The sequence below is a fragment of the Streptomyces sp. KL116D genome, assembly GCF_030766975.1.
Lineage (GTDB): Bacteria > Actinomycetota > Actinomycetes > Streptomycetales > Streptomycetaceae > Streptomyces > Streptomyces longispororuber_A.
The window spans coordinates 1-22,888 of the sequence record NZ_JASERH010000043.1 but is presented as its reverse complement, the minus strand read 5'-3'; the positions used below and the strand labels follow the sequence as shown (position 1 = coordinate 22,888).

The following is a 22,888-nucleotide window of genomic DNA, read 5'->3' as shown; positions in this document are numbered from 1 at the left end:
TCAGGCACCGTCTTCCGTGTGCTCCAGGTGGCCCGAGGCGGCACCGGTCATGGCGGATCCCAGCTCTTCCGGGGTGATGGAGGCCGGGTCGGCGTCGGCGACCAGGCGGCCGTCGTAGATGACCCGGAGGGTGTCGGAGAGGCCGATCAGTTCGTCGAGGTCGGCCGAGATGAGCAGCACGGCCAGCCCTTCGCGGCGGGCCTCGCGGATCTGGTCCCAGATCTGGGCCTGCGCGCCGACGTCCACACCGCGGGTGGGGTGGGCGGCGATCAGGAACTTCGGGCTGTGCGACATCTCGCGGCCGACGATCAGCTTCTGCTGGTTGCCGCCGGAGAGGGAGGCCGCCGTCACGTCGATGCCGGGGGTGCGGACGTCGTACTCCTTGACGATCCGCTCGGTGTCGGCCTGCGCGGCCTTCGGGTCGAGCCACATGCCCTTGGAGTTGGGGGCCTCGGTGACGTGGCCGAGGATCCGGTTCTCCCACAGCGGGGCGTCCAGGAGGAGGCCGTGGCGGTGGCGGTCCTCGGGGATGTAGCCGACGCCGGACTCGCGGCGCCTGCGCGTGGGCCAGCCGGTGACGTCGTCGCCGAGGAGGCGGACGGTGCCGCTGTCGGCCTGCTCCAGGCCGATCAGGGTCTCGATCAGCTCGGTCTGGCCGTTGCCCTCGACGCCCGCGAGGCCGAGCACCTCACCGGCGTGGATCGTGAAGGAGATGCCGTCGAGCAGCGGCTTGCCGCCGCCGGGGGCGGCCAGGCGCAGCTCCTCGACCTGGAGGACCGGGCGGTCGGTGACGGTGGACTCCGCGGTCTCGGGCGTCGGGAGTTCGCTGCCGACCATCAGCTCGGCGAGCTGCTTGGAGGTCGTCTCGGCGGGGACGGCCGTGCCGACGGTCGTGCCGCGCCGGATCACGGTGATCTCGTCCGCGACGGAGAGCACCTCGCCCAGCTTGTGGGAGATGAAGATGACCGCCAGGCCCTCGGACTTGAGCTCGCGCAGGTTGTCGAAGAGCGCGTCGACCTCCTGCGGGACGAGGACGGCGGTCGGCTCGTCGAGGATCAGGGTGGTGGCGCCGCGGTAGAGGACCTTGAGGATCTCCACGCGCTGGCGGTCGGCGACGCCGAGGTCCTCGACGAGGACGTCGGGGCGCACGCCGAGGCCGTAGCGCTCGGATATCTCCAGGATCTTGCGGCGGGCCTTGCCGCCGATCCCGTACAGCTTCTCGCTGCCGAGGACCACGTTCTCCAGGACCGTGAGGTTGTCCGCCAGCATGAAGTGCTGGTGGACCATGCCGATGCCGCGGGCGATGGCGTCGGCCGGCGAGGAGTACGAGACCTGTTCGCCGTGGATGGCGATGGTGCCCTCGTCCGGCTTCTGCATGCCGTAGAGGATCTTCATGAGCGTGGACTTGCCCGCACCGTTCTCGCCGACCAGGGCGTGCACGGTGCCCTTGCGGACGGTGAGGCAGATGTCGTGGTTGGCGACGACACCGGGGAACCGCTTGGTGATGCCCTTGAGTTCTACGGCGACGGCGGTCGGCGGGGAGCTTGTCGTGGCGATGGCGCACTCTCCTGGGAAAGGGGGCCGGCCTACACGCGTAGCGCCCCAACAGCGGTGTGCGAGGAGTGAGTTCGAGTACGGGATGCGATGCCGAGCAGGATCGCACGAACGGGGTACGGGGAGGGATCCCCGTACCCCGGTTCCTGCGTGGCAGGTCCGCCGAAGACGGAGGCGGACCGCTCGCGGACTACTTGACGGGCACCTTGACGGAGCCGTCGACGATGCCCGCCTCGGCCTTCTTCAGGGCCGCCTGGAGCTTCGCGTCGTTCTTGAACTCCGGGTTGGAGTCGGCGAGGGCGACCTCACCCGACTTCAGGTTGCCGGTGATGACGCCGGTCTCCGGCTTGCCGTCCTGGACGGACTTGGCGAGCTTGTAGATCGACTCGGCGACACCCTTGGTGGCCGAGGTGATGATGGAGCTCTTGTACTTCGCCAGGGCTTCCTGGTTGTACTGGTCGGAGTCGACGCCGATCGCGTACTTCTTCGCGGCGGCGGCGGCCTCGATGACGCCCTGCCCGGACAGGCCCGCGGCGTGGTAGACCACGTCGGCGCCGTCCTCCAGCTGCTTCTCGGCGGCGGCCTTGCCCAGGTCCGGCGAGGCGAAGCCCTTGGCCGGGTCCTCGTCCAGGTACTGGACGTCGACCTTGATGCTCTTCTTGGTGTCCGCGACGCCCTGGCGGAAGCCGGCCTCGAACTTGTTGATCAGCGCGTTGTCGACGCCGCCGACGAAGCCGACGTGGTCGGTCTTGGTCTTCAGGGCGGCGGTGACGCCGGCCAGGTAGGAGACCTCGTTCTCCTGGAAGACCAGGTCCGCGATGTTCTTGCCCTGGACCGAGGAGTCGTCGACGATGCCGAAGGTGGTCTTCGGGTACTTCGCCGCGGCCTCCTTCACGGCCGGGGCGTAGGAGTAGCCGATGCCGACGACCGGGTTGTAGCCCATCTTCGCCAGCTGCACCAGGCGCTGGGTCTTGTCGTCGTCGGACTCGCCGTCCTTCGGCTCCTGGTCGGCGGTCTTGTAGCCGAACTCCTTCTGGCTCTTGACCAGGCCCTCGTAGGCGGCGTCGTTGAAGGACTGGTCGCCACGGCCGCCCACGTCGTAGGCGATGGCGAGGCCCTTGGCCTTGCCGCCGTCGTCGGACGACTGGGCGTCGGAGGAGGTGCCGCCACAGGCGGAGAGGGCGAGAGCGAGCGAGGCGGTCGCGGTGCCTGCGACCGCTATGCGGGAAACCCGGCGCATTGAGAAGTGCTCCTTCGTACAAGCGCCGGCGCAGAGGACCCGACGCTGAGTTCGCCGCACAGTAACGCGCGTAGACAAAACATAAAACCCTGTCTGTCCAACTTGTTACCAGGGCGATGCGAGGCGCTCGCCACACTCCCGACGGGGCTTTCCGAATGCGAAGACGGGCGGACGCCGAAGAGTCCGGCGCCCGCCCTCGACGTTGTACGTATGACGGATTCGACGTCATACGTACAACTCACTTCTTCGGCTTGGTGTCCACCTTGATCGTGCCGTCGATGATGCCCTTCTTGGCCTTGGCGACGGCGTCGGCGAGACCGGCGATCTCCTGGAACTTGGGGTTCGACTCGGAGGCGCCCACGCCGTCGACCTTGAGGTCGAAGGTCTGCACGCCGCTCAGCGGCTTGCCGTCCTTGACCGACTTCGCCAGCGCGTAGACCGAGCCGCCGACCTCCTTGAGCGCGGAGGTGAGGATGTAGTCCTTGTACTTGGCCAGCGACTGCTGCTTGTACTGGTCGGAGTCGACGCCGATGACCCACTTCTTCTGCTCGGCGGCCGCCTTGATCACGCCCTGCCCCGAGAGACCGGCCGCGTGGTACAGCACGTCGGCGCCGTCCTCCAGCTGCTTGCCGGCGGCGGCCTCACCGAGGTCCGGGCTCGCGAAGCCCTTGGCCGGGTCCTCGTCCAGGTACTGGACGTCGACCTTGATGCCCTTCTTGGTGTCGGCGACGCCCTGCTCGAAGCCGGCCTGGAACTTGTTGATCAGTTCGTTGTCGACGCCGCCGACGAAGCCGACGTGGTTCGTCTTGGTCGCCTTGGCGGCGGCCACGCCGGCCAGGTAGGACGACTCGTTCTCGGCGAAGACCAGGGAGGCGACGTTCTTGCCCTCGACGACCGAGTCGACGATGCCGAACGTGGTCTTCGGGAACTTCTTCGACACCTCGGTCATCGCCGGGCCGTAGGCGTACCCGATGCCGACGACCGGGTTGTAGCCGGCCTTGGCCAGGTTGGAGAGCCGCTGGGCCTTGTCGTCGTCGGACTCGCCGTCCTTCGGCTCCTGGTCGGCGGTCTTGTAGCCGAACTCCTTCTGGCTCTTGACCAGGCCCTCGTACGCGGAGTCGTTGAACGACTGGTCGCCCCGGCCGCCCACGTCGTAGGCGATGGCCAGGCCCAGGTCGGACTTGCCCTCACCACCCGCGTTCTTCTCGGAGCTGGTGCCGCCACAAGCGGTGGCGGCGAGCGCCAGGCCGGTGACGCCGACGGCAATCTGCGTCAGCCGTGATATTCGACGCATCAGGAAGTTCCCCAATCATCCAACACGCCTGAAATGGCGCTCAGTTCGGCGCACGATAACGCGCGTAGACACTCCTAGGAATGCCCTGCGAACGGGCCGTTATCGATTCGTGCCGCCCGCCGGTTACGGGCCGGTGAAGCACTCCGGCGAACGGTGTCGAACCGACCGCTCCGCTCACTCCCCCGCGTCGAGCAGCGCCGCCGCCGTGAAGAGCTCCACGCCCACCGTGATCGCGGACTCGTCGGCGTCGAAGTCCCCCTGGTGCAGGTCCCTGCTGCCACGCTCCCCCGGGGCCTTCACCCCGAGCCGGGCCATCGCGCCCGGCACGTGCTCCAGGTACCAGGAGAAGTCCTCGCCGCCCAGGCTCTGCTGGGTGTCCTCGACGGAGTCGGGGCCGAGCCGGGTGACCATGGCGTCGCGCAGCAGATCGGTCACCGCCGGGTCGTTGACGACCGGCGGCACGCCGCGGATGTAGTTCACGACGGGCTTGGCGCGGTACTGGTCGGCGATCTCCTGGATCGCGCCGTGCACCAGGTCGGGCGCGTGCCGCCACGCCTCGATGTCCAGGCAGCGGACGGTGCCGGAGAGCTCGGCGTGCTGCGGGATCACGTTGCACGCGTGACCGGTCTCCAGGCGGCCCCAGGTGACGGCGAGCCCGGAGCGGGCGTCGACCCGGCGGGCGACGAGCGCGGGCACGTCGGTGGCGACCTTGGCGGCGGCGGTGACCAGGTCGGTGGTGAGGTGGGGGCGCGCGGTGTGGCCGCCGGGCCCGTCGAGCGTGACCTCAAGCCGGTCGCAGGCACTGGTGATGGCGCCGTGCCGCAGCCCGATCCGGCCGGCCTCGACCTTCGGGTCGCAGTGCACGCCGACGATCCGCCGCACGCCGTCGAGCACACCGCACTCGATGGCGTCGGGGGCGCCGCCGGGCAGCACCTCCTCGGCGGGCTGGAAGATCAGCCGGACCGGGTGCGGGAGCCGGCCGGCCCGGTGCAGCTCGGCGAGGACCAGGCCGGCCCCGAGCACGACGGTGGTGTGCACGTCGTGGCCGCAGGCGTGCGCCCGGTCCGGGACGGTGGAGCGGTACGCGCAGTCCGCCTTGGTGTCCGGGATGGGCAGCGCGTCGATGTCGGCGCGCAGCGCGAGCATGCCGCGGCCGCCGGTCCACTCACCGGCGTCGGTGCCGATGTCACAGATGAGTCCGGTGCCGATGCCGAGCACGCGCGGTGTGAGCCCGGCCTTCTCCAGGCGGGTCTTGAGTGCGGCGGTGGTACGGAACTCCTGGTTGCCCAGCTCGGGGTGCATGTGCAAGTCACGTCGGAAGGCGACGAGTTCTGCGCGCAGCGCGTCGGGCAGCACACCGGGGAGGGCGCCGCCCGGGGTGGGTTCCCCCGGCTTGTCGGCCTCGGACTCTCGGGACATCGTCTGGTTCACCCTCTGAAGGGTAGGGCGATGCACAGGCCAACTAACCCTCGATCAACAAAAGTTCAGCCAGATTGGGGTAAGAAACCTGGCCGCGCTACGCATATGGATCGCGCCAGACGGGTATGACGACTCTTTCGACCTGCGGCTACACCGGGGCTTTCGCCGTGTCTCCGTACGAACGCCTGTACGCGGCGAGGGCCGCCACCGCGAACGCGGCCAGCACGAGCCCCGCGCTCACCCCCGGCACCGCCCGGTATCCGTGGCCGCCCCCGATCGCGAGCCCGCCGGCCCAGGGCCCGAGCGCCGCCCCGACGTTCAGGGCGGCCGTCGCGAGGCCGCCCGCGAGGGTGGGCGCGCCGGACGCCGCGTAGAGGGCGCGGGCGATCAGGGTCGAGCCGACCGCGAAGGACAGGGCGCCCTGCACGAAGGCGAGGGCCAGGGTGACCGGCGCGTTCCCCGCGGTGAGGGCGAGCAGCAGCCAGCCCGCGGCCAGCGCCGCGCCGCCGCCCACGAGGACCGGCAGCGGCCGGGCGTCCGAGAGCCGGCCCGCCACGCTCACCCCGGTGAACGAGCCGAGCCCGAACAGGGCGAGCAGCACGGGTACCCGGTCCGCCCCGATCCCGGTCACCTCGGTGGCCAGGGGCGCGAGGTAGGTGAACGTAGCGAAGGTGGCCGCGTTGACCAGGGCGCCGAGCAGCAGGGCCGTCAGCAGGCGGGGGCTGCGCAGGGCGGGGAGTTCGCCGCGGACCCCGGCCCGGGAGCCGCCGCCCGCCGGGACCGACCGCACGACCGCCACGAGCGCGGGCACGCAGATCAGCGCGACCGCCCAGAACGCGGCGCGCCAGCCGAGGAGTTGGCCGAGCAGCGCGCCGCCCGGCACGCCCGCGACGCAGGCCAGGGTGGTGCCGCCGAGCAGGATCGACGTGGCGCGGCCCTTGGCGTCGGGGGCCACCAGGGCCGCGGCCGTGGCGAGGGCGACCGCGAGGAACCCGGCGTTGGCGAGCGCGGCGACGACGCGGGTCGCGAGCAGCACGCCGTAGCTGCTGGTGAGGGCGCCCGCCACGTGCGCGAGCAGGAACACCGACAGCGAGCCGAGGAGCGCCGCGCGGCGCGAGCGGCGGACCGCGAGGACCGCCATGAGCGGCGCCCCGACGATCATGCCGACGGCGAAGGCCGAGGTGAGCGCGCCGGCGGCGGGGACGGAGACGCCCAGGTCGTGGGCGATGTCCGTCAGGAGGCCGGACAGCATGAATTCGGAGGTGCCCTGCGCGAAGACGGCGAGGGCGAGCAGATGGAGGGTGAAGGGCACAGCGGACTCCGTGACCGTACGAACGACGAAAGGGAAAGGTCGCGGTACGGCAGTGCGTCCGATGGCAGGCGTCAGCGGAGGCGGGATCCGGAGGGGATGCCTCGGCGCTGCGCGGAAGAAGGCCACCGGACGGCTGCCGGTGGCCGGAGTCTGTCGGACTCGGGGCTGGTCACGGAAGGCAGGCTAGGCGGCCCGGGTGGCCCGGGTCCAGGGGATTTCGCCGTGCCGTCCCGGCGGGCCGGACCCGCCGGGCCTCACACCGTGCGCACCCCCCGCGCCGACCCCGCGATGCCCGCGAGGAAGCCCTGCGCGTGGTCGGAGACGCCCTGGCGCAGCCAGGCCGGGTCGATCTCGCAGACCGCGACCTTGACGCCGGTGCCCTCCAGGGCGATGGGCAGGGTGTGCACGACGGTCGACGGGAAGCTGAGGATCGTCCGGCCTATGGGGCCGCGCCGGGCGATCAGTTCGAGGGGGAGGTCGGGGCGGACGACCTCCAGGCCGGTCTCGGCGACCAGCCGGTGCAGCTTGTCGGCGCTCTCGCGGCGGTGCGCGAAGTAGCGGGTGGCGCCGTGCGCGCGGGCCAGCTCGCGGACCGCTTCGAGATAGCGGTCGAGGTCGACGACGCCGGTCTCCACGAGCGACGTGCCGACCAGGTCGGCGCCGCGGGTCAGCCGGGGCGGGCCGAAGCGGGCCCGGGTCCAGGCGTACGCGTTGGCGCTGACGGTGACTCCGTCGAGGGCCTCGTCGACCGGCATGGAGGTGAACAGGGACACCGCCCGGCGGCCCGCCCGCGGGGTGAGCCGGCGGCGGGCCGCGGACGAGATCGGGCCGAAGACCAGATCGCGGGGTCCAGGGCGGCCGCCGCGCCGGTGCCAGCGCACCAGCCGCTCCCCGCGGGCGAGCTGGGAGACGAACTCCATCGTGGCGGTGCCGTCGTCGACGACGACGAGGTCACGGGCGCGGGTGATCGTCAGCAGCAGCTGCACGTAGCGGGAGAACGGGTCGCCGATCACTATCCGGTCGGCCGCCCGCAGCGGTCCCGCGAGGCCGCCGATCGTCTGGAAGGGGGCGGCCGCGCCGCCGCGCGCCTCCTCCCAGCGGACCGTGTGGCCTTCCCCGCGGGCGAGTTCGGCCATCCGGCGCAGCTGGCCGCGGGTCATCGGGTCGGTGGGCGACAGGACGACGACGGTCGCGGTGGCCCCGTCGTGGTGGGCCCACTCCAGGACGTTGAGGAGCTGCACCGGGCTCTCGACGAAGCACAGCGTGCTGCTGGACATTTGCGGCCCTCCCCGGGGACGCCGTGGCGGCCCGGCGCTGGTCGAGTGCGCCGGACCGCGGTGGAGGTGGGGGTCGTACGGATCAGACGGCCACGGGCTCGCCGGCCGCGACGGCGATCTCCGACTCGGCGACGACGCCCGCGACGCGGCGCAGCTTCTTCATCGGGCCGAGCTCCGACTCGTAGACCTTCTTGACGCCGTCACCGAGGGAGGCCTCGATGGTGCGGATGTCGCGGACGAGGCGGGTGAGGCCCTGCGGCTCCACGGAGGCGGCCTGGTCGGAGCCCCACATGGCGCGGTCGAGGGTGATGTGGCGCTCGACGAAGGTGGCGCCGAGGGCGACGGCGGCGAGCGTGGTCTGCAGGCCGGTCTCGTGGCCGGAGTAGCCGATCGGGACGTTCGGGTACTCGGCCTGGAGGGTGTTGATGACGCGGAGGTTGAGCTCCTCGGCCTGCGCCGGGTACGTCGACGTGGCGTGGCACATCAGGATGTTGTCGGAGCCGAGGACCTCGACCGCGTGGCGGATCTGCTTCGGCGTCGACATGCCGGTGGAGAGGATGACGGTGCGGCCGGTGGCGCGCAGGGCGCGCAGCAGCTCGTCGTCGGTCAGCGACGCGGAGGCGACCTTGTGGGCCGGGACGTCGAACTTCTCCAGGAAGGCGACGGCCTCGGTGTCCCACGGGGAGGCGAACCAGTCGATGCCGCGCTTCTTGCAGTGCTCGTCGATCTGGCGGTACTCGTCCTCGCCGAACTCGACGCGGTGGCGGTAGTCGATGTAGGTCATGCGGCCCCAGGGGGTGTCCCGCTCGATGTCCCACTGGTCGCGCGGGGTGCAGATCTCGGGCGTGCGCTTCTGGAACTTGACAGCGTCGCAGCCGGCCTCGGCGGCGACGTCGATCAGCTTGAACGCGTTCTCCAGGTCGCCGTTGTGGTTGATGCCGATCTCACCGGTGATGTACACGGGCTGACCGGGGCCCGCGGTGCGCGAACCGAAGGTGCGGAGGCGGGAGTTGAGAACAGACATGAGAGGTGCGTTCCTTACTTGGTTTCGAGGGAGTCGAGAGAGGGGCCGAGGATCCAGCTGGCGATCTCTCGGATCGCGCCGTCGCCACCGGGGAGGGTGGTGACCGCGCGTGCGGCGCCGCGCACGACGTCATGGGCGCTCGCGACCGCCACGGGCCAGCCGGCGAGGGCGAAGCACGGGAGGTCGTTGACGTCGTTGCCGACGTAGAGCACGCGCTCCGGCGCGATGCCCTGCTCCTCGCACCACTGCTTCAGTGCGAGGTCCTTGCGGTCGATGCCGTGCAGGACCGGGATCTTGAGCTTCCGGGCCCGGGCGGCGACCACCGGGTTCACCTCCGTGGACAGGATCAGCATCGTCAGGCCGCTCTTGCGGAGGGCCGCGATGCCGAGGCCGTCACCGCGGTGCACGGTGACGAACTCCCGTCCGTCGGAGTCGATCAGCACCTTGTCGTCGGTCTGGGTGCCGTCGAAGTCGAGGACGACCGCGTCGATGTCCTCCCGGGTGGGGAGGGTGCGTGCCGCGGCGGCGGTGAGGTCGAGGAGAGGGGCCAGCGCGCGGGCGCGGGCCAGGTCGTGCGGGTCGTCGATCTCCAGGACCCGGGCGGGGTCGGTGCGGACGAGTTCCGTACGGCCGAAGAAGCGGTGCTCGTGGCGGCGGAAGCCGGTGGCCTCCATCGCGTAGACGGCACCGGTCTCCAGGAGGTCCTGGGGGCGGTCCTGGCGGCGCGGCCGGAACGACTTGTCGTGGTTGACGCCGTAGCCGCCGCTGGTCTCCTGACCGGTGAGGACGGCGACGCCGCCGCCTTCCGCCGCGGTCCGCTCGGCCGCGATGCCCTTGGGCTCGTCAGCCGCGTCCCGCCACACGAACCCGTGGAACGGGGCGACGGTCAGCGCGCTGTCGGCGCCGTTCTCGACGATGGCCGCCACGACCCCGTCGATGTCGTCCCGCTCGATGAAGGGGCTGGTGCACTGCACGAGGAGGACGACGTCCACGGCCGCGCCCTGCAGCGCCTCGTGGGCGTCCATGGCGTGCAGCACGGCCGCCTCGGAGGTGGCCTTGTCACCGGCGATGGCGGCGGGCCGGGTGACGACCTCGGCGCCCGCCTCCCGGGCGGCGGCCGCGATGGCCGCGTCGTCGGTGGAGACCACGACGTCGGTGACGTGCCGGGTGGCGAGGCACTCGCGGACGGCGCGGGCGACCAGGGGCACGCCGCCGACCGCGGCGAGGTTCTTGGCCGGGACCCCCTTGGAGCCGCCACGGGCGGGGATCACGGCGAGCACACGGCGCACGGGGGCCGCCTGTCCCGCTTCCGGGTCGGTCATCTGCGGTTCTCCTTCGGGGAGTTCGTGGGTGTGGGGGGTCACAGCTCCCCCATCCGCCGGATCACGGGGGCGACGCGCTGCACGCCGTGCCGGTAGGCGCCGCGGGCGGCGCGGCGGACGATCTGCCGGACGGCGCCGGCCTCCTTGTCGGCGGCGGGCGCGCCGGGCAGCGGTGAGCCGTCGGGCGCGAGGTGGTGGCGGGCGAGGACGCGCGGCAGGTAGCCGGGGGCCGTGGTGCGCGTGTAGTACGGGGCGAGCGGCCCGCGGTCCCGGCCCAGCAGCTCGGCGACCTTGGCGCGGGCCCCGTCGAAGGCGTGCTCGTACGTGCCGTCGGCGGCGACTCCCTGGCGGGCGACCCACGCGGGATCCGCCACGGGCCGCTCCCCGGCGTCCAACTGGTCCCAGGAGACGAGGCAGCCGGAACCGGTGAAGTGGTGGTTGCCGAGCGCCTCGCGCACCCCGAGGTCGGTGAGCAGCGCGGTGGGGATGCGCCGGTGCAGCGATTCGAGGGCGGCGGTGGAGCTGACGGTGACCAGCAGGTCGGTGCGGTCCAGGACCTCGCCCATGTTCCCGTACACGAGCCGGACGTTGGACGGCAGTTCGTCGCCGAGGCGCTGGGCGAGCTTCTGGTAGGGCACTTCCTCGATGTGCGTGGTGTGCTCGCCCGGCTTGCTGCGCAGTTTGAGCAGCACCTCGCGCTCCGGGTGCAGACGGGCGTGCTGCGCAAGGCGGTTGAGCAGGTACAGCCGGTCGGCCGGGGTGTCCGGCACGGAGGGCTGCGCGGCGAAGACGACCGTGTACGGGTCGTGCTCCGCCTCGTAGGGCGCCCCGCCGAGGAACGGCAGCGCGCACTCCGTGACCGACGAGGCGTCCGCGCCCACTCCTTCGTAGACGGCGCGGAAGCGCTCCGCGTCGTAGCGGGAGTTGGCGAGGACCACGTCGGCGCCGTGCCGCAGCAGCAGGCCGTCGGCGAGCTTCTCGTAGACGACGCCGACGTAGCCGGTGACGACGACGGGCCGGCGGGCCTCCCCCTGCCAGGCGTGGGCGAGTCCGTGCAGTACGGCCTGGACGGCTCCGCCCACGAGGGCGAGGACGACCACGTCGTACGATGCGGAGTCCCGCTGCATCCGGTGGAGGAACTCGGCGGCCGTCACCTCGTGGAGGCTGTCGGCGCGGACACCGACCTCGGTGAGCTGGCGGGGAGTGGGGGTGGCGCGACCCCGCAGCAGAAAGCCGTCGAGGGCGGCGCTCTCGGGAAGGAGTCGGGAGGCGGTGAGCGACCCCCATTTCCATCGGGTGTCGGAGTCCGCGAGCACGGCGACCCGGGGAGGCTTCCCTGGGGTCTTTCCGTTCCTTGCTTCGGTACTTGCTGGCACGTCGAAGAAGTTAGGAAGGCATTTCGAGCCGCGGCCCAACCGGAGTGCAACAAACGGTTAACAGCACACCGACGAATGGCGAATCAGCCTCGGAAAAGCCCTCCGGCAGGGCCGGTTCACGGTCCCGCCACACGTCGTTCACCTGACATCAAGTTGCCGGTCAAGACGAATGCCGGGCCGCCGCCTAACGTCACCGACGTGGTCAAGCTCTCCGTCATCGTGCCGTTCTACAACGTGCAGCAATACGCGCCCGACACCCTCAGAAGTCTTCGCGCCAACGCGCGGGACGACTTCGAATTCATTCTCGTCGACGACTGCTCCAAGGACGAGACACCGGACATTCTCGCGCGCGCCGAGCGCGAGCTGCCCGGCGCGGTCGTCGTCAGACACGAGCGGAACGGGGGACTCGCCACGGCCCGGAACACCGGACTGGACACGGCGCGCGGCGAGTACCTCACGTTCCTGGACGGAGACGACTGGCTCGCGCCCGGCTACTATCCGCAACTCCTCGCCGCCATAGAGGACCTGGGCTGCGACTTCGTGCGCACGGACCACGTCCAGTGCACCGCGCGGGCCCGCTCCATCCACCGGGTGCCGACCGGTCTGCGCGGTGTCGTCATGGACCCGCGCGACGCGATCCTGCCCGCCGACCGCTCCACCTCCGTCGACTACGCGTACGCGTGGGCCGGCATCTACCACCGCCGGCTCGCCGACGCCGGACTGCTGCACTTCACCGACGGGCTGCGCACGGCCGAGGACCGGCCGTGGATCTGGCGGCTGCACCGCGAGGCGAAATCCTTCGCCGCGGTCGGCCTGTTGGGCGTTTTCTACCGGCGCGGTGTCGCGTCGTCGCTCACCCAGATCGGTGACGTACGCCAGCTCGATTTCATTCGCGCATTCGACCAAGTCGTACGGGAAACCGCGCAGGACCGGGACGCCGATCAGCTTCTCCCGAAGGCCGTGCGCACCTACTGCGCCATCATTTCCCATCACTTGGGATCCATCGAAAGGTTCGAAGCACCTGTGGCGCGCAAATTGAAGTCCCTCAGCGCTGCGGCGCTCAAGCGCATGCCGCAGCAGGTTCTCGACGAGGCGCTCGACTCGATGGACATACAGCGCGCCACGCGGCTGCGCCGCCTGCGCCGTCGCCCGGTGAGTGCGGAGGCCGCCGCGTGACGACCCGTAGCACCACCCGGATCCTGCTCGCCTCGACCCTGTACGGCGCCGCGACCCTGGCGGCGGCCCTGGACGCGGAGCGGTTCGCCCCGGCGGACCGCACCCTGCTGCTTGTCGCCAACAACGCGGCGACGCCCGAGACGACGCCCGCCGTCGACGAGATGCCCGGCTTCGAGCGGCTGCGCGGCCGCTTCGACGGCGTCCTGTCGTGGAACGAGGCGATCTCGCCGTTCCACCCGGGCGGCTGGGCACCGCGCGCCGACGACCTGCCGCTCTGGGAGCGGTACTTGAGGCTGCACTGGGGTCTTGGCGACGACGACGTCGAGCTGGCCGTCGAGTCCATCCAGGTCAACCCGGCGATGGCCGTCGCGCAGATCTTCACGGGCGCGCCCGTCGACGTGTACGCGGACGGCCTGATGAGTTACGGCCCGACCCGCAACAAGCTGGACCCGCTGGTCGGCACCCGGGTGCGCCGCCTCCTCCACCTGGATCTGGTGCCGGGCCTCAAGCCGCTGCTGCTCACGGAGTTCGGCGTCGAGCCGGAGATCGTGCCGACGGAGGTCTTCGTCAAGGTGCTCGCCGAACTCGGCGACACCGCGACCGACCTGCCCGAGCTCACCGGCGAACCGGCGCTGCTCCTCGGCCAGTACCTCTCGGCGCTCGACATCCTCACCGCCGAGGAGGAGGAGGACCTGCACGTCCGGATGATGCGCGGCGCCGCCGAACTCGGCCACCACCAGATCGTGTTCAAGCCGCACCCCACCGCTCCGGCCCGCTGGTCGCGCACCCTGGAGAAGGAGGCGGACAAGCTCGGTGTCGAGCTGACCGTCCTGGACACCCCGGTCCTCGCCGAGGTCCTCTACCAGCGGATGCGCCCGGCCCTCGTCGTCGGCTGCTTCTCCACGGCCCTGCTCACCGCACAAGCGCTGTACGGGATCCCGGTGGCCCGCGTCGGCACCGGCACCCTCCTGGACCGCCTCACCCCGTACCAGAACAGCAACCGCGTCCCGGTCACCATCGTCGACGCGCTGCTGCCGGAACTGACCGACCGGCCGGGCGTCGAGTCGCAGGAACAGGGCACGTCCGTCGCCGAGTTGACGGAGCTGCTGCGCGCGGTGGGCTTCGCCATGCAGGCCAAGATCTACCCGGACCTGCGGCCGGCCGCCGAGCGCTATCTGTCGACCCGCCTCGACGACCACACCTGGCGCTACTTCAAGCGCCGGCGTCTGACCTCCCTCGCCCTTCCGGGGGCGATCCCGACCCAGCTGTCCTTCATTCCCCGGAACGCGGCGGTACGCCGGGTCGCGCGGCGGGCCCGATCCTTCAAGCGAGCCGCACTCGGATGACCGTCACCGGTACGACCACAGTCCCCCAGCCGGCCTCCGGCCCCGAAGCCCCGGCCGCGCCGCCGTCCCCGAGACCCGCGGCAGCCCGTCTGTACGCGCTCGACGGGCTGCGTCTGATCGCCGCGCTGATGGTGGCCGCGTACCACTACGGCGGCCGGGACGGCGAGGTCTCGCACGCCTGGGGGACCTCGCCGCGCACCCAGTTCCCGTCCCTGCACGGCTGGTTCGCGTACGGCTGTCTCGGCGTGCAGATCTTCTTCGTCATCAGCGGCTTCGTGATCTGCATGAGCGGCTGGGGGCGCCCGCTGCGCTCGTTCTTCGCGTCCCGGGTCTCCCGCCTCTTCCCGGCGTACTGGGTGGCGATCGTGCTGGTCACCGGGGTCTTCGCGCTGCCGGTCGTGGCGTACCACGCGGTGTCCCCCAGCGACGCCCTGGTCAACCTCACCATGCTCCAGCAGCCGCTGGGCGTGGACCGGGTGCTGGGGGTGTGCTGGACGCTCTGGGCGGAGCTGCGCTTCTACGCCCTGTTCGCGCTGTGCGTCGTCCTGCCGGGCGCCACCCGGCACCGGGTCGTGCTGTTCTGCGCGGTGTGGACACTGGCTGCGGCCCTCGCCCAGGGGTCGGGCGAGCCGCTCCTCGACCTGGCCCTGATGCCGGAGTACGCGCCCTTCTTCATCGGCGGCGTCGGCCTGTACCTGGTGCACCGGGACCGCCGTGACATGACGGCGTGGGGCATCGTCGCCGTCAGCTGGCTGATCGGCCAGCACTACGCGGTCGACCGGCTGTGGCACGCGCCGAACCCGGACTTCTTCTCGAACCGCTCCTCGTACGGGATCATCGCGGTCGTCACGCTCGGCTTCTTCGCGGTCGCGGCCATCGCGCTGGGCTGGACCCGGTGGGCCGACTGGCGCTGGCTGACGGTCGCGGGCGCCCTCACGTACCCCTTCTACCTGGTCCACGAGCACCTGGGCTGGGTGGTCATAGAGGCGCTGCACCGCAAGGCCGGGCTGCCGTCGTCGGTCACGTTCGCCGGCACGGTCGGCGCGATGCTGCTGCTCGCCTGGCTGCTGAACCGTTACGTCGAGGAGTGGGCGACGCCCGCGTTGCGCAAGGCGCTGAACCGGACGCGTAGGGCAGCCTGAGACGCGGCAGCAGTGACGTCGCGGGACGCGGAGGCAGTGACGTGGTGGGACGCGGAGGCAGTGACGTGGTGGGACGCGCAGGCAGTGACGTGGCAACCTCGTCGACCTTTGTCGTGTTCGACCTCGAGTTCACCACGTGGCCGGGCGCCCTGGAGCAGGACTGGGGCGGTCCCGGCCGGCTCCGCGAGCTGGTCCAGATCGGTGCGCTGCGGCTGGACGAGGAGTACCGCGTCGTCGAGGAGTTCGAGACGCTGGTCCGCCCCGTGGCCAACCCCCGTCTGTCCGCCTACTTCACCGAGCTGACCGGCATCACGCAGGAGGCGGTGGACCGGGAGGGGCGCCCGCCCGCGGAGGCGCTCGGCGAGTTCCTCGGCTTCTGCGCGGGGCAGTCGGCCCTGTCGTACGGCAACGACATGGTCGTGCTCGGGGAGAACGTGGGGTGGGCGCGGGCCCGCGGCGAGGAGGTCAAGAACGGCTTCCTCGACGTCCACTTCATGACGCTGCGGCCCTGGCTCAACTCGGCCGCGCCCGAGACGACTTCGGTGAACTCGGGGCGGCTGTGGCAGGCGCTCGGGCTGCCCGTGCCCTGCGCGGGGCAGGAGCATTCGGCGCTCTTCGACTGCTACTCGATCGTGGCGGCGATCAGGCAGCTGCGCGCGACGGGTACACCGCTGCCCGCGGGCTTCACCGGGGGATCCACCGGTTGACGCCCTGCGGGCGGCACCGGGGACGACCGCTCAGCGGATCCCGTACCGCGCCTCGATCCCCGCCACGATCAGCCGCAGCCCCTCCTCGAACCGCTCGTCGTACGCGGCGAACAGCTGCTCCCCCGCGGCCGCCGCCATCGGATAGTCGGCGAGCAGTTCCGCCCGTTCGGCCACGTCGACGGGCGGCGGGGCGTCCGGGGCCTGCGACCGCATGCCCTGCTCCTCCGTGACGAAGCCCAGCGTGTACATGTACGTGGTGGAGCTGGCCCAGGTCGCCTGGTCGGGGGTGAAGCCGCAGTCCACCAGGAAGCGCAGGTTCGCCTCCATCTGCGGCCCGTGGTCGGTGCCGGTGAACCGTGATCCGCTGAAGACCTTCGCGCCGTCGCGGTAGCGCAGCAGCGTCGCCCGCAGCTGCCGGTTCCCGAGCAGCAGCCACTCCTGCCAGCTGCCGCGGGGCTCGTACCCGGCCCCCTTGCCGGCCCTCTTGTCGGCCTCCGTGCCGCCCTCCGTGCCGCTCTCCGTCATGCGCCGGAACATCACGGTCGCCATCTCGTCGAGCAGCGCCTGCTTGTTCTTGAAATGCCAGTACAGGGCGGGTGCCTGCACGTTGAGCTCCTTGGCGATGGCGCGCAGCGTCAGCCCTTCGAGACCCACGTCGTTCAGCAGGTCGAGGGCGGTGTCGGCGACGTACGCCTTGTCGAGCCTGGCCTTCTTCGGCTCGTTCTTCGGCTCGTTCTTCGCCGCGCTCTTCGGTGCGCCCTTCGGTGCGTTCCCCGGCGCGTTCTCCGGCTCTTTCGGGTTCCTCTGCTCAGCCACGCTTGACAGTTTAACGCCGTTAAGGTCATGCTCGGGACATCGCAATTTAACGACGTTAAGGAGGCGGTGGCGATGACCGCTGGGACGACGGACGTACTGGTCGTGGGCGCGGGTCCGACCGGGCTCGTGCTCGCGGCGGACCTGGCGCGGCGCGGGGTGCGGGCGCTGCTGGTGGAGCGGGCGGAGTCCCTGTTCCCCGGCTCGCGGGGCAAGGGTCTGCAGCCGCGCACCCAGGAGGTGCTGTACGACCTCGGGGTGCTGGACGCGATCCACGCGGCGGGCACGCCGTACCCGAAGATGCGGGTCTGGGAGGGCGACGAGCCGGGCCAGGAGTGGGACATGATGCAGCGCTCCGAGCCGACCGAGCAGGTCCCCTTCACGGAGGGCTGGCTGATACCGCAGGCCCGCACGCAGGCGGTGCTGTACGCGCGACTGCGGGAGCTCGGCGGCGACGTCCGCTTCGGCTGCGCGCTCGCGGGACTCGACCAGGACGCGGACGGGGTGACGGCGGCGTTCGAGGACGGCGCACGGGTCAGCGCGCGGTTCGTGGTGGCGGCGGACGGCGGCCGGTCCACGGTGCGCAGGGTGCTCGGCATCGGCATGACCGGGGAGACGGTCGACCCGAAGCCGATGCTGGTGGCGGACGTCCGCGTCACGGACGACGCGCCGGTGCCGGACACGCACTGGCACGTGTGGCCGAAGGCGGCGGACGGCGGCGTGGCGTTCTGCCCGCTGCCGTCGGACGAGGGCCGCGTCTTCCAGCTGGCCGCGCAGTACGCGGACGAGTCGGCCGTGCCGGACACCTCGCCGGCGGGCGTGGCGAAGCTGCTGGCGACCCGGACGACGCTCGCCGAGGAGCACGTCGCCGAGGTGCTCTGGGCCTCGGACTTCCGGGCCAGGGCGGCGATGGCGGACCGGTTCCGGGCGGGCCGGGTCTTCCTGGCGGGCGACGCCGCGCACATCCACTCCCCCGCGGGCGGCCAGGGACTGAACACGAGCGTGCAGGACGCGTACAACCTGTCGTGGAAGCTGGCAGCCGTCCTGGCGGGCGCCCCGGCCGGGCTCCTGGACACGTACGAGGAGGAGCGGCTGCCGATCGCGGCGGACGTCCTCGGCATCAGCACCCGCATCCACCGGGCGAGCGCGGCGGGCGCGCACACGCAGCGCGGCGACGAGGTGAAGCAGCTCGCCCTGGGCTACCGGGAGTCGGCGCTGACCCGGGAGACCCGCACGGGCCTGCCGGAGGACGCGCTGCGGGCGGGCGACCGGGCGCCGGACGGGCGGCGCGGCGGGGTGCGGCTCTTCGACGTGTACCGGGGGCCGCACTGGACGCTGCTGGCGGTGGGCACGGAGGCCGGACTGCCGGAGCTCGCGGGCGACGCGGTGCGCACGGCCCGGATCCCGGCGTACGAGGCGTACGGCACGGGCGTCTTCCTGGTGCGGCCGGACGGCTATGTCGCGTGGGCCGGGGAGACGGCGGAGGGGGTGGTGGAGTATCTGGCGGAGACCGGGGTGGCGGGGGCGTGAGGCACACCCCCGCCGGGCGGCTACACGCTGGCGAGCGAGAGCTTCACTGCGAACCCGAGGAACAGCACACCGGCCGCGGACGTCGCCCCGGCGGAGAGCCGCTTGCGGCGCCGGAAGGCGGCGGCCAGCTTCGTGCCGCTGAAGATCAGCGCCGACAGGTACAGGACGCTGGCGATCTGCGCGAAGGCGCCGAGGATCACGAACGAGAGGGCGGGATAGGCGTAGGACGGGTCGACGAACTGCACGAAGAAGGCGATGAAGAAAAGGATCGCCTTGGGGTTGAGGAGGCTGACCACGAAGGCGCGGCGGAAGGGCCGCTCCTGGACGGGCTCCGTCTCGGCGGCGCCGGTCTGCTCGGCGAGCCGCTCGCGGCGGGTGCGCCACATGCTCCACGCGGCGCGCAGCATGCCGACCGCGAGCCAGGTCAGATAGCCGGCGCCCGCGTACTTCACGATGCCGAACAGCACGGCGTTGGCCTGGAGGAGGGAGGCGACGCCAGCCGCCGACAGAGTCATCAGGACGGTGTCCCCGCACCACACGCCGGCGGCGGCCGTATAGCCGGTGCGGATGCCGCGGCGGGCGGCGACGGAGATCACGTACAGCGAGTTCGGCCCCGGGAGAAGGATGATGAGGACGAGACCCGCGAGATAGGTCGGAAGATCGATGACACCCAGCATGGGCGGAGTGTCGCACGACCGTACGACATGACGCCCGGGGGTTTCGGATGGCGGAACCCCCAAGCGCCTTCGAACCAGGACATCTTGGGACGGAATCGTCAGAAGGCGTCGGAGGGGACGTACGTGCCCCACACCTCGCGGAGCGCGTTGCAGACCTCGCCGACGGTGGCGCGGGCGCGCAGGGCGTCCTTCATCGGGTACAGCACGTTGTCCTCGCCCTCGGCGGCCTTCTTCAGGGCGGCGAGCGCGGTGTCGACGGCCTCCTGGTCCCGTCCGGCGCGGAGCGCGGCGAGGCGGTCGGCCTGCTGGGCCTCGATGGCCGGGTCGACGCGGAGCGGCTCGTAGGGCTCCTCCTCGTCGAGCTGGTAGCGGTTGACGCCGACCACGACGCGCTCTCCGGAGTCGGTCTCCTGGGCGATCCGGTAGGCGGAGCGCTCGATCTCCGACTTCTGGAAGCCGTGCTCGATGGCGCTGACCGCGCCGCCCAGGTCCTCGACTCGGCCCATGAGTTCGACGGCGGCGGCCTCCACGTCGTCGGTCATCTTCTCGACGACGTACGACCCGGCGAAGGGGTCGACGGTGGCCGTCACGTCCGTCTCGTAGGCGAGGACCTGCTGCGTGCGCAGGGCCAGGCGCGCCGACTTGTCGGTGGGGAGCGCGATGGCCTCGTCGAAGGAGTTCGTGTGCAGCGACTGCGTCCCGCCCAGGACGGCACCCAGGCCCTGGACGGCGACCCGCACCAGGTTCACCTCGGGCTGCTGCGCGGTGAGCTGCACGCCGGCCGTCTGGGTGTGGAAGCGGAGCATCAGCGACTTGGGGTTCTGCGCGCCGAACTCCTCCTTCATCACGCGCGCCCAGATCCGGCGGGCCGCACGGAACTTGGCGACCTCCTCGAGGATCGTCGTGCGGGCCACGAAGAAGAAGGAGAGGCGCGGGGCGAAGTCGTCCACGTCCATGCCGGCCGCGACGGCGGTGCGGACGTACTCGATGCCGTCGGCGAGCGTGAAGGCGATCTCCTGCGCGGGCGAGGCACCCGCCTCGGCCATGTGGTAGCCGGAGATGGAGATGGTGTTCCACTTCGGGATCTCGGCCCGGCAGTACTTGAAGATGTCCGCGATCAGCCGGAGGGAGGGCTTGGGCGGGAAGATGTAGGTGCCGCGGGCGATGTACTCCTTGAGCACGTCGTTCTGGATCGTGCCGGTGAGCTGGTCGGCGGCGACGCCCTGTTCCTCGCCGACCAGCTGGTACATGAGCAGGAGCAGCGCCGCGGGGGCGTTGATCGTCATCGACGTGGAGACCTTGTCCAGCGGGATCCCGCCGAACAGCACGCGCATGTCGTCGATCGAGTCGATCGCCACGCCCACCTTGCCGACCTCGCCCGAGGCGATGGGTGCGTCCGAGTCGTGCCCCATCTGGGTCGGCAGGTCGAAGGCGACCGAGAGGCCCATGGTGCCGTTCGCGATCAGCTGCTTGTAGCGGGCGTTGGACTCGGTCGCGGTGCCGAAGCCCGCGTACTGGCGCATCGTCCAGGGCCGCCCCGTGTACATCGACGGGTAGACACCGCGCGTGAACGGATAGGCGCCCGGCTCGCCCAGCTTCTGCTCCGGGTCCCAGCCCTCCAGAGCCGACGGGCCGTACACCGGCTCGATGGGCAGTCCGGACTCGGATTCGCGCGCCATGGTTGTGCCTCCAGCGATCTGCCGTTGCTTGCGTTGCCTGCGAGCTACTTGCCAGTAGAAAGCCGACCCTCGCGACGGACTGTAGCGGCGGGCGTGCGGCGGGTGGAGAGGCGCACGCTGGGACCTTGCTCACAGCCTTCCCGCAGGTGACCGGGGACTCCCGGACCAGGCCCGTTTAGTTCGCAACCATCCGGGCGCGGGCAGCATCTGAAGTGACAAGAGAGAACAGCGCAGCAGGCGGGGGACGTCATGCGGACATCTGTCATACGGAGAACTCTCGCCGTCGCCGGGGCGCTCGCCCTGGCCGGCGGCTGTACGGCGCAGGCGGTCGAGAGCGGGGGGCCGCCGTCGGCGGCCTCGTCCACCACGGCCTCGCCGTCGCCCGGGAAGGCGTCATCGACGTCGCCCTCGCCCTCGGCCCCGGCGGACGACGCCAAGCCGTCCGCCTCCCCGACGCCCACCCCGGCCGAGGTCCTCTACTCACCCGGGGACAAGGGCGCGAAGGTCCGCGAGCTGCAGGCGCGGCTGCGTCAGGTGGCGTGGCTCTTCGACGGGCCGACGGGCACGTACGGCCCGTCGACGACCGCGGCGGTCAAGGGGTTCCAGGGCAAGCGTGGGCTGCCGCGCACCGGCACGACGGACACCGTGACGTGGCAGCGGCTGGTGAGGATGACGCACCAGCCGACCCGCGACGAGCTGTACGCGGCGGGCGGGCAGCCCGCGGCGAAGCCGGATCCGCGGTGCATGACGGGCCGGGTGCTGTGCATCAGCAAGACCAGCCGGACGCTGTCGTGGATGGTCGACGGCAAGCGGCTGCTGACGACGGACGTCCGGTTCGGCTCGCAGTACACACCGACCCGTGAGGGCCTCTTCCACGTGGACTTCAAGTCCCGCAACCACGTCTCGACGATCTACCACACGCCGATGCCGTACGCGATGTTCTTCAGCGGCGGCCAGGCGGTGCACTACTCGTCGGACTTCGCGGCCCGGGGCTACGCGGGCGCGTCGCACGGCTGTGTGAACGTCAGGGACGAGGCGAAGATCGCGAGCCTGTTCGCCCAGGTCCGCACCGGCGACAAGGTCGTCGTCTACTGGTGACCGCCACGAGCGGGCCGGAGAGTTGAGCGGCGTGGGTGGGACCGGGGGAACGTGTCCCACCCACGCCAGTGGCACTGAGCCGTAGGTACGGGGGGAACCCCGGCTCGTGCACGGCCGATGACCAGTCGGCTCACTCAGTACTGCGTCGTCTGCACGAAAAACGTCACACCTGTCGCGCGACTTTCTTCGGTGGATGACATCTGCGCAGGTCGCAGGGGGTTACGGGGAAGGCGTCGCGGAAGGGGACGCGGAGGCGGACGACGACGCGGACGGCCGCGGAGTGGCCGACGGCAGCTCCGGGGACACGCTGTAGGAGAGGCTCGGCTTGGGCACCGACGGGTAGTAGCCGGCGTTCTGGTCGCTGCCGCCCTGGCTGCTGTCGTCGTCCTCGTCGCCGTCCTGGTCGCCGTTCTTCCCGTCGTTCTTGCCGCCGCCGGCGCCTCCGGAGTCCGTGCCGGGGCCGGAGTCGTCGGTCCGGTCGAGCACCCGCGCGCAGAGCCGGCCGAGGTCGTCGTCGGTCCTGCCGGACCGCTTCACGGACTCCCGCAGCAGTCGCTTCTGCTCGCCGCTGAGCTGTCCGCTCCGGTACTTGACGCAGCCCTCGACGATCTGGCGGCGCAGCGCGTCGCTGTCCCTGCCGCTCTCGGTGGCCCAGGGGCCCGGTGGCGCGGACGGCCTGTCGTCCGTCGAGGAGCTCCGGCCGTGGTCCGGGTCCGGGGTACTGGAGCTGCCGTCGGGCGACACGTCGTCGTCGGGCAGCGCATCGGCGCTCGGGCCCGAACTCGTCGAGGGCGAGGCGAGCGGCTCGTCGGCGCTGGCGGCGGCGGACACGGAGGCCGCGGGCGCCGGGTCGTCCCGGCCGCCGAACGGCGAGGGCAGCACACCGGTGCCGGCGGCGACGG

Annotated in this window: 18 protein-coding genes and 1 pseudogene; 6 read left to right on the top strand and 13 right to left on the bottom strand. The window is 71.4% G+C overall.

Going from position 1 to position 22,888, the window contains the following annotated elements; translation table 11 throughout:
- From RBJ77_RS17785 to RBJ77_RS17745, 9 genes are all read right to left on the bottom strand, one after another.
- On the bottom strand, nt 1–1,557 hold the full coding sequence (locus RBJ77_RS17785; protein ID WP_372345972.1) for an ABC transporter ATP-binding protein: 1,557 nt from the start codon (nt 1,555–1,557) through the stop codon (nt 1–3).
- 187 nt (nt 1,558–1,744) lie between these two features.
- Entirely contained in the window at nt 1,745–2,794 is a 1,050-nt protein-coding gene (locus RBJ77_RS17780) for a BMP family protein (protein WP_372345927.1), read from the bottom strand.
- A 238-nt stretch (nt 2,795–3,032) separates the two neighbouring features.
- Nucleotides 3,033–4,088 carry a BMP family protein gene (locus tag RBJ77_RS17775; protein WP_372345926.1) on the bottom strand — a complete coding sequence of 352 codons (1,056 nt, stop codon included), beginning with the start codon at nt 4,086–4,088 and terminating at the stop codon, nt 3,033–3,035.
- Between the two features lie 174 nt (nt 4,089–4,262).
- The gene (locus RBJ77_RS17770) at nt 4,263–5,507 is read right to left on the bottom strand and encodes an amidohydrolase (protein WP_372345925.1); all 1,245 of its coding nucleotides are present in this window, start codon (nt 5,505–5,507) and stop codon (nt 4,263–4,265) included.
- A 148-nt stretch (nt 5,508–5,655) separates the two neighbouring features.
- Nucleotides 5,656–6,819, bottom strand: a complete 1,164-nt coding sequence (locus RBJ77_RS17765; RefSeq protein ID WP_372345924.1) for a Cmx/CmrA family chloramphenicol efflux MFS transporter — start codon at nt 6,817–6,819, stop codon at nt 5,656–5,658.
- A 254-nt stretch (nt 6,820–7,073) separates the two neighbouring features.
- Nucleotides 7,074–8,096 carry a hypothetical protein gene (locus tag RBJ77_RS17760; protein WP_255975322.1) on the bottom strand — a complete coding sequence of 341 codons (1,023 nt, stop codon included), beginning with the start codon at nt 8,094–8,096 and terminating at the stop codon, nt 7,074–7,076.
- Between the two features lie 82 nt (nt 8,097–8,178).
- A complete protein-coding gene (locus RBJ77_RS17755; RefSeq protein WP_255975321.1) occupies nt 8,179–9,120 on the bottom strand; it encodes an N-acetylneuraminate synthase family protein in 942 nt (313 codons plus the stop codon).
- A 14-nt stretch (nt 9,121–9,134) separates the two neighbouring features.
- Complete coding sequence (locus tag RBJ77_RS17750; RefSeq protein ID WP_372345923.1) at nt 9,135–10,442, bottom strand: cytidylyltransferase domain-containing protein; 1,308 nt, start codon at nt 10,440–10,442, stop codon at nt 9,135–9,137.
- Nucleotides 10,443–10,480: 38 nt separating this feature from the next.
- The gene (locus RBJ77_RS17745; RefSeq protein ID WP_372345922.1) at nt 10,481–11,818 is read right to left on the bottom strand and encodes a DUF6716 putative glycosyltransferase; all 1,338 of its coding nucleotides are present in this window, start codon (nt 11,816–11,818) and stop codon (nt 10,481–10,483) included.
- Nucleotides 11,819–12,016: 198 nt separating this feature from the next.
- Here RBJ77_RS17745 and RBJ77_RS17740 point away from each other — a divergent pair, with 198 nt between their 5' ends.
- The 4 genes from RBJ77_RS17740 to RBJ77_RS17725 all read left to right on the top strand — a co-directional run bounded on the left by RBJ77_RS17740 (nt 12,017) and on the right by RBJ77_RS17725 (nt 16,189).
- Nucleotides 12,017–12,994, top strand: a complete 978-nt coding sequence (locus tag RBJ77_RS17740; RefSeq protein ID WP_372345971.1) for a glycosyltransferase family 2 protein — start codon at nt 12,017–12,019, stop codon at nt 12,992–12,994.
- Nucleotides 12,991–14,340 carry a polysialyltransferase family glycosyltransferase gene (locus RBJ77_RS17735; RefSeq protein ID WP_372345921.1) on the top strand — a complete coding sequence of 450 codons (1,350 nt, stop codon included), beginning with the start codon at nt 12,991–12,993 and terminating at the stop codon, nt 14,338–14,340. The genes RBJ77_RS17740 and RBJ77_RS17735 overlap by 4 nt, the downstream gene beginning before the upstream one ends.
- Nucleotides 14,337–15,482 (top strand): acyltransferase family protein, encoded by a 1,146-nt coding sequence (locus RBJ77_RS17730; RefSeq protein ID WP_372345920.1) that lies wholly within the window; start codon nt 14,337–14,339, stop codon nt 15,480–15,482. Before RBJ77_RS17735 ends, RBJ77_RS17730 begins: the two co-directional genes overlap by 4 nt.
- Nucleotides 15,483–15,595: 113 nt before the next feature.
- Complete coding sequence (locus RBJ77_RS17725) at nt 15,596–16,189, top strand: exonuclease domain-containing protein (protein WP_372345919.1); 594 nt, start codon at nt 15,596–15,598, stop codon at nt 16,187–16,189.
- A gap of 30 nt (nt 16,190–16,219) precedes the next feature.
- Here the strand turns inward: RBJ77_RS17725 and RBJ77_RS17720 are convergent, their stop codons facing one another.
- Nucleotides 16,220–17,005: a TetR/AcrR family transcriptional regulator C-terminal domain-containing protein gene (locus RBJ77_RS17720; RefSeq protein WP_372345918.1), complete on the bottom strand. Its 786-nt coding sequence runs from the start codon at nt 17,003–17,005 to the stop codon at nt 16,220–16,222.
- A gap of 72 nt (nt 17,006–17,077) precedes the next feature.
- On the opposite strand from RBJ77_RS17720, the gene RBJ77_RS17715 reads away from it, so the two are divergent.
- Complete coding sequence (locus tag RBJ77_RS17715; RefSeq protein ID WP_372345917.1) at nt 17,078–18,532, top strand: FAD-dependent monooxygenase; 1,455 nt, start codon at nt 17,078–17,080, stop codon at nt 18,530–18,532.
- A gap of 20 nt (nt 18,533–18,552) precedes the next feature.
- Here the strand turns inward: RBJ77_RS17715 and leuE are convergent, their stop codons facing one another.
- Together leuE and RBJ77_RS17705 are read right to left on the bottom strand one after the other, a co-directional pair.
- Nucleotides 18,553–19,209: a leucine efflux protein LeuE gene (gene leuE / locus RBJ77_RS17710; RefSeq protein WP_372345916.1), complete on the bottom strand. Its 657-nt coding sequence runs from the start codon at nt 19,207–19,209 to the stop codon at nt 18,553–18,555.
- A 98-nt stretch (nt 19,210–19,307) separates the two neighbouring features.
- Nucleotides 19,308–20,888, bottom strand: coding sequence for a methylmalonyl-CoA mutase (locus tag RBJ77_RS17705; protein ID WP_372345915.1), 1,581 nt, complete (start codon nt 20,886–20,888; stop codon nt 19,308–19,310).
- Nucleotides 20,889–21,137: 249 nt separating this feature from the next.
- On the opposite strand from RBJ77_RS17705, the gene RBJ77_RS17700 reads away from it, so the two are divergent.
- The gene (locus RBJ77_RS17700) at nt 21,138–21,986 is read left to right on the top strand and encodes a L,D-transpeptidase family protein (protein ID WP_372345914.1); all 849 of its coding nucleotides are present in this window, start codon (nt 21,138–21,140) and stop codon (nt 21,984–21,986) included.
- Nucleotides 21,987–22,205: 219 nt separating this feature from the next.
- Here RBJ77_RS17700 and RBJ77_RS17695 read toward each other — a convergent pair.
- Nucleotides 22,206–22,888, bottom strand: a pseudogene (locus RBJ77_RS17695) (hypothetical protein); the annotation flags it as partial.

Coding starts and splice junctions, on each gene's coding strand:
- RBJ77_RS17760 (WP_255975322.1), bottom strand. CDS start 8,096: ATGTCCAGCAGCACGCTGTGCTTCGTCGAGAGCCCGGTGCAGCTCCTC.
- RBJ77_RS17730 (WP_372345920.1), top strand. CDS start 14,337: ATGACCGTCACCGGTACGACCACAGTCCCCCAGCCGGCCTCCGGCCCC.
- RBJ77_RS17770 (WP_372345925.1), bottom strand. CDS start 5,507: ATGTCCCGAGAGTCCGAGGCCGACAAGCCGGGGGAACCCACCCCGGGC.
- RBJ77_RS17700 (WP_372345914.1), top strand. CDS start 21,138: ATGCGGACATCTGTCATACGGAGAACTCTCGCCGTCGCCGGGGCGCTC.
- RBJ77_RS17750 (WP_372345923.1), bottom strand. CDS start 10,442: ATGACCGACCCGGAAGCGGGACAGGCGGCCCCCGTGCGCCGTGTGCTC.
- leuE (WP_372345916.1), bottom strand. CDS start 19,209: ATGCTGGGTGTCATCGATCTTCCGACCTATCTCGCGGGTCTCGTCCTC.
- RBJ77_RS17775 (WP_372345926.1), bottom strand. CDS start 4,088: ATGCGTCGAATATCACGGCTGACGCAGATTGCCGTCGGCGTCACCGGC.
- RBJ77_RS17715 (WP_372345917.1), top strand. CDS start 17,078: ATGACCGCTGGGACGACGGACGTACTGGTCGTGGGCGCGGGTCCGACC.
- RBJ77_RS17780 (WP_372345927.1), bottom strand. CDS start 2,794: ATGCGCCGGGTTTCCCGCATAGCGGTCGCAGGCACCGCGACCGCCTCG.
- RBJ77_RS17705 (WP_372345915.1), bottom strand. CDS start 20,888: ATGGCGCGCGAATCCGAGTCCGGACTGCCCATCGAGCCGGTGTACGGC.
- RBJ77_RS17755 (WP_255975321.1), bottom strand. CDS start 9,120: ATGTCTGTTCTCAACTCCCGCCTCCGCACCTTCGGTTCGCGCACCGCG.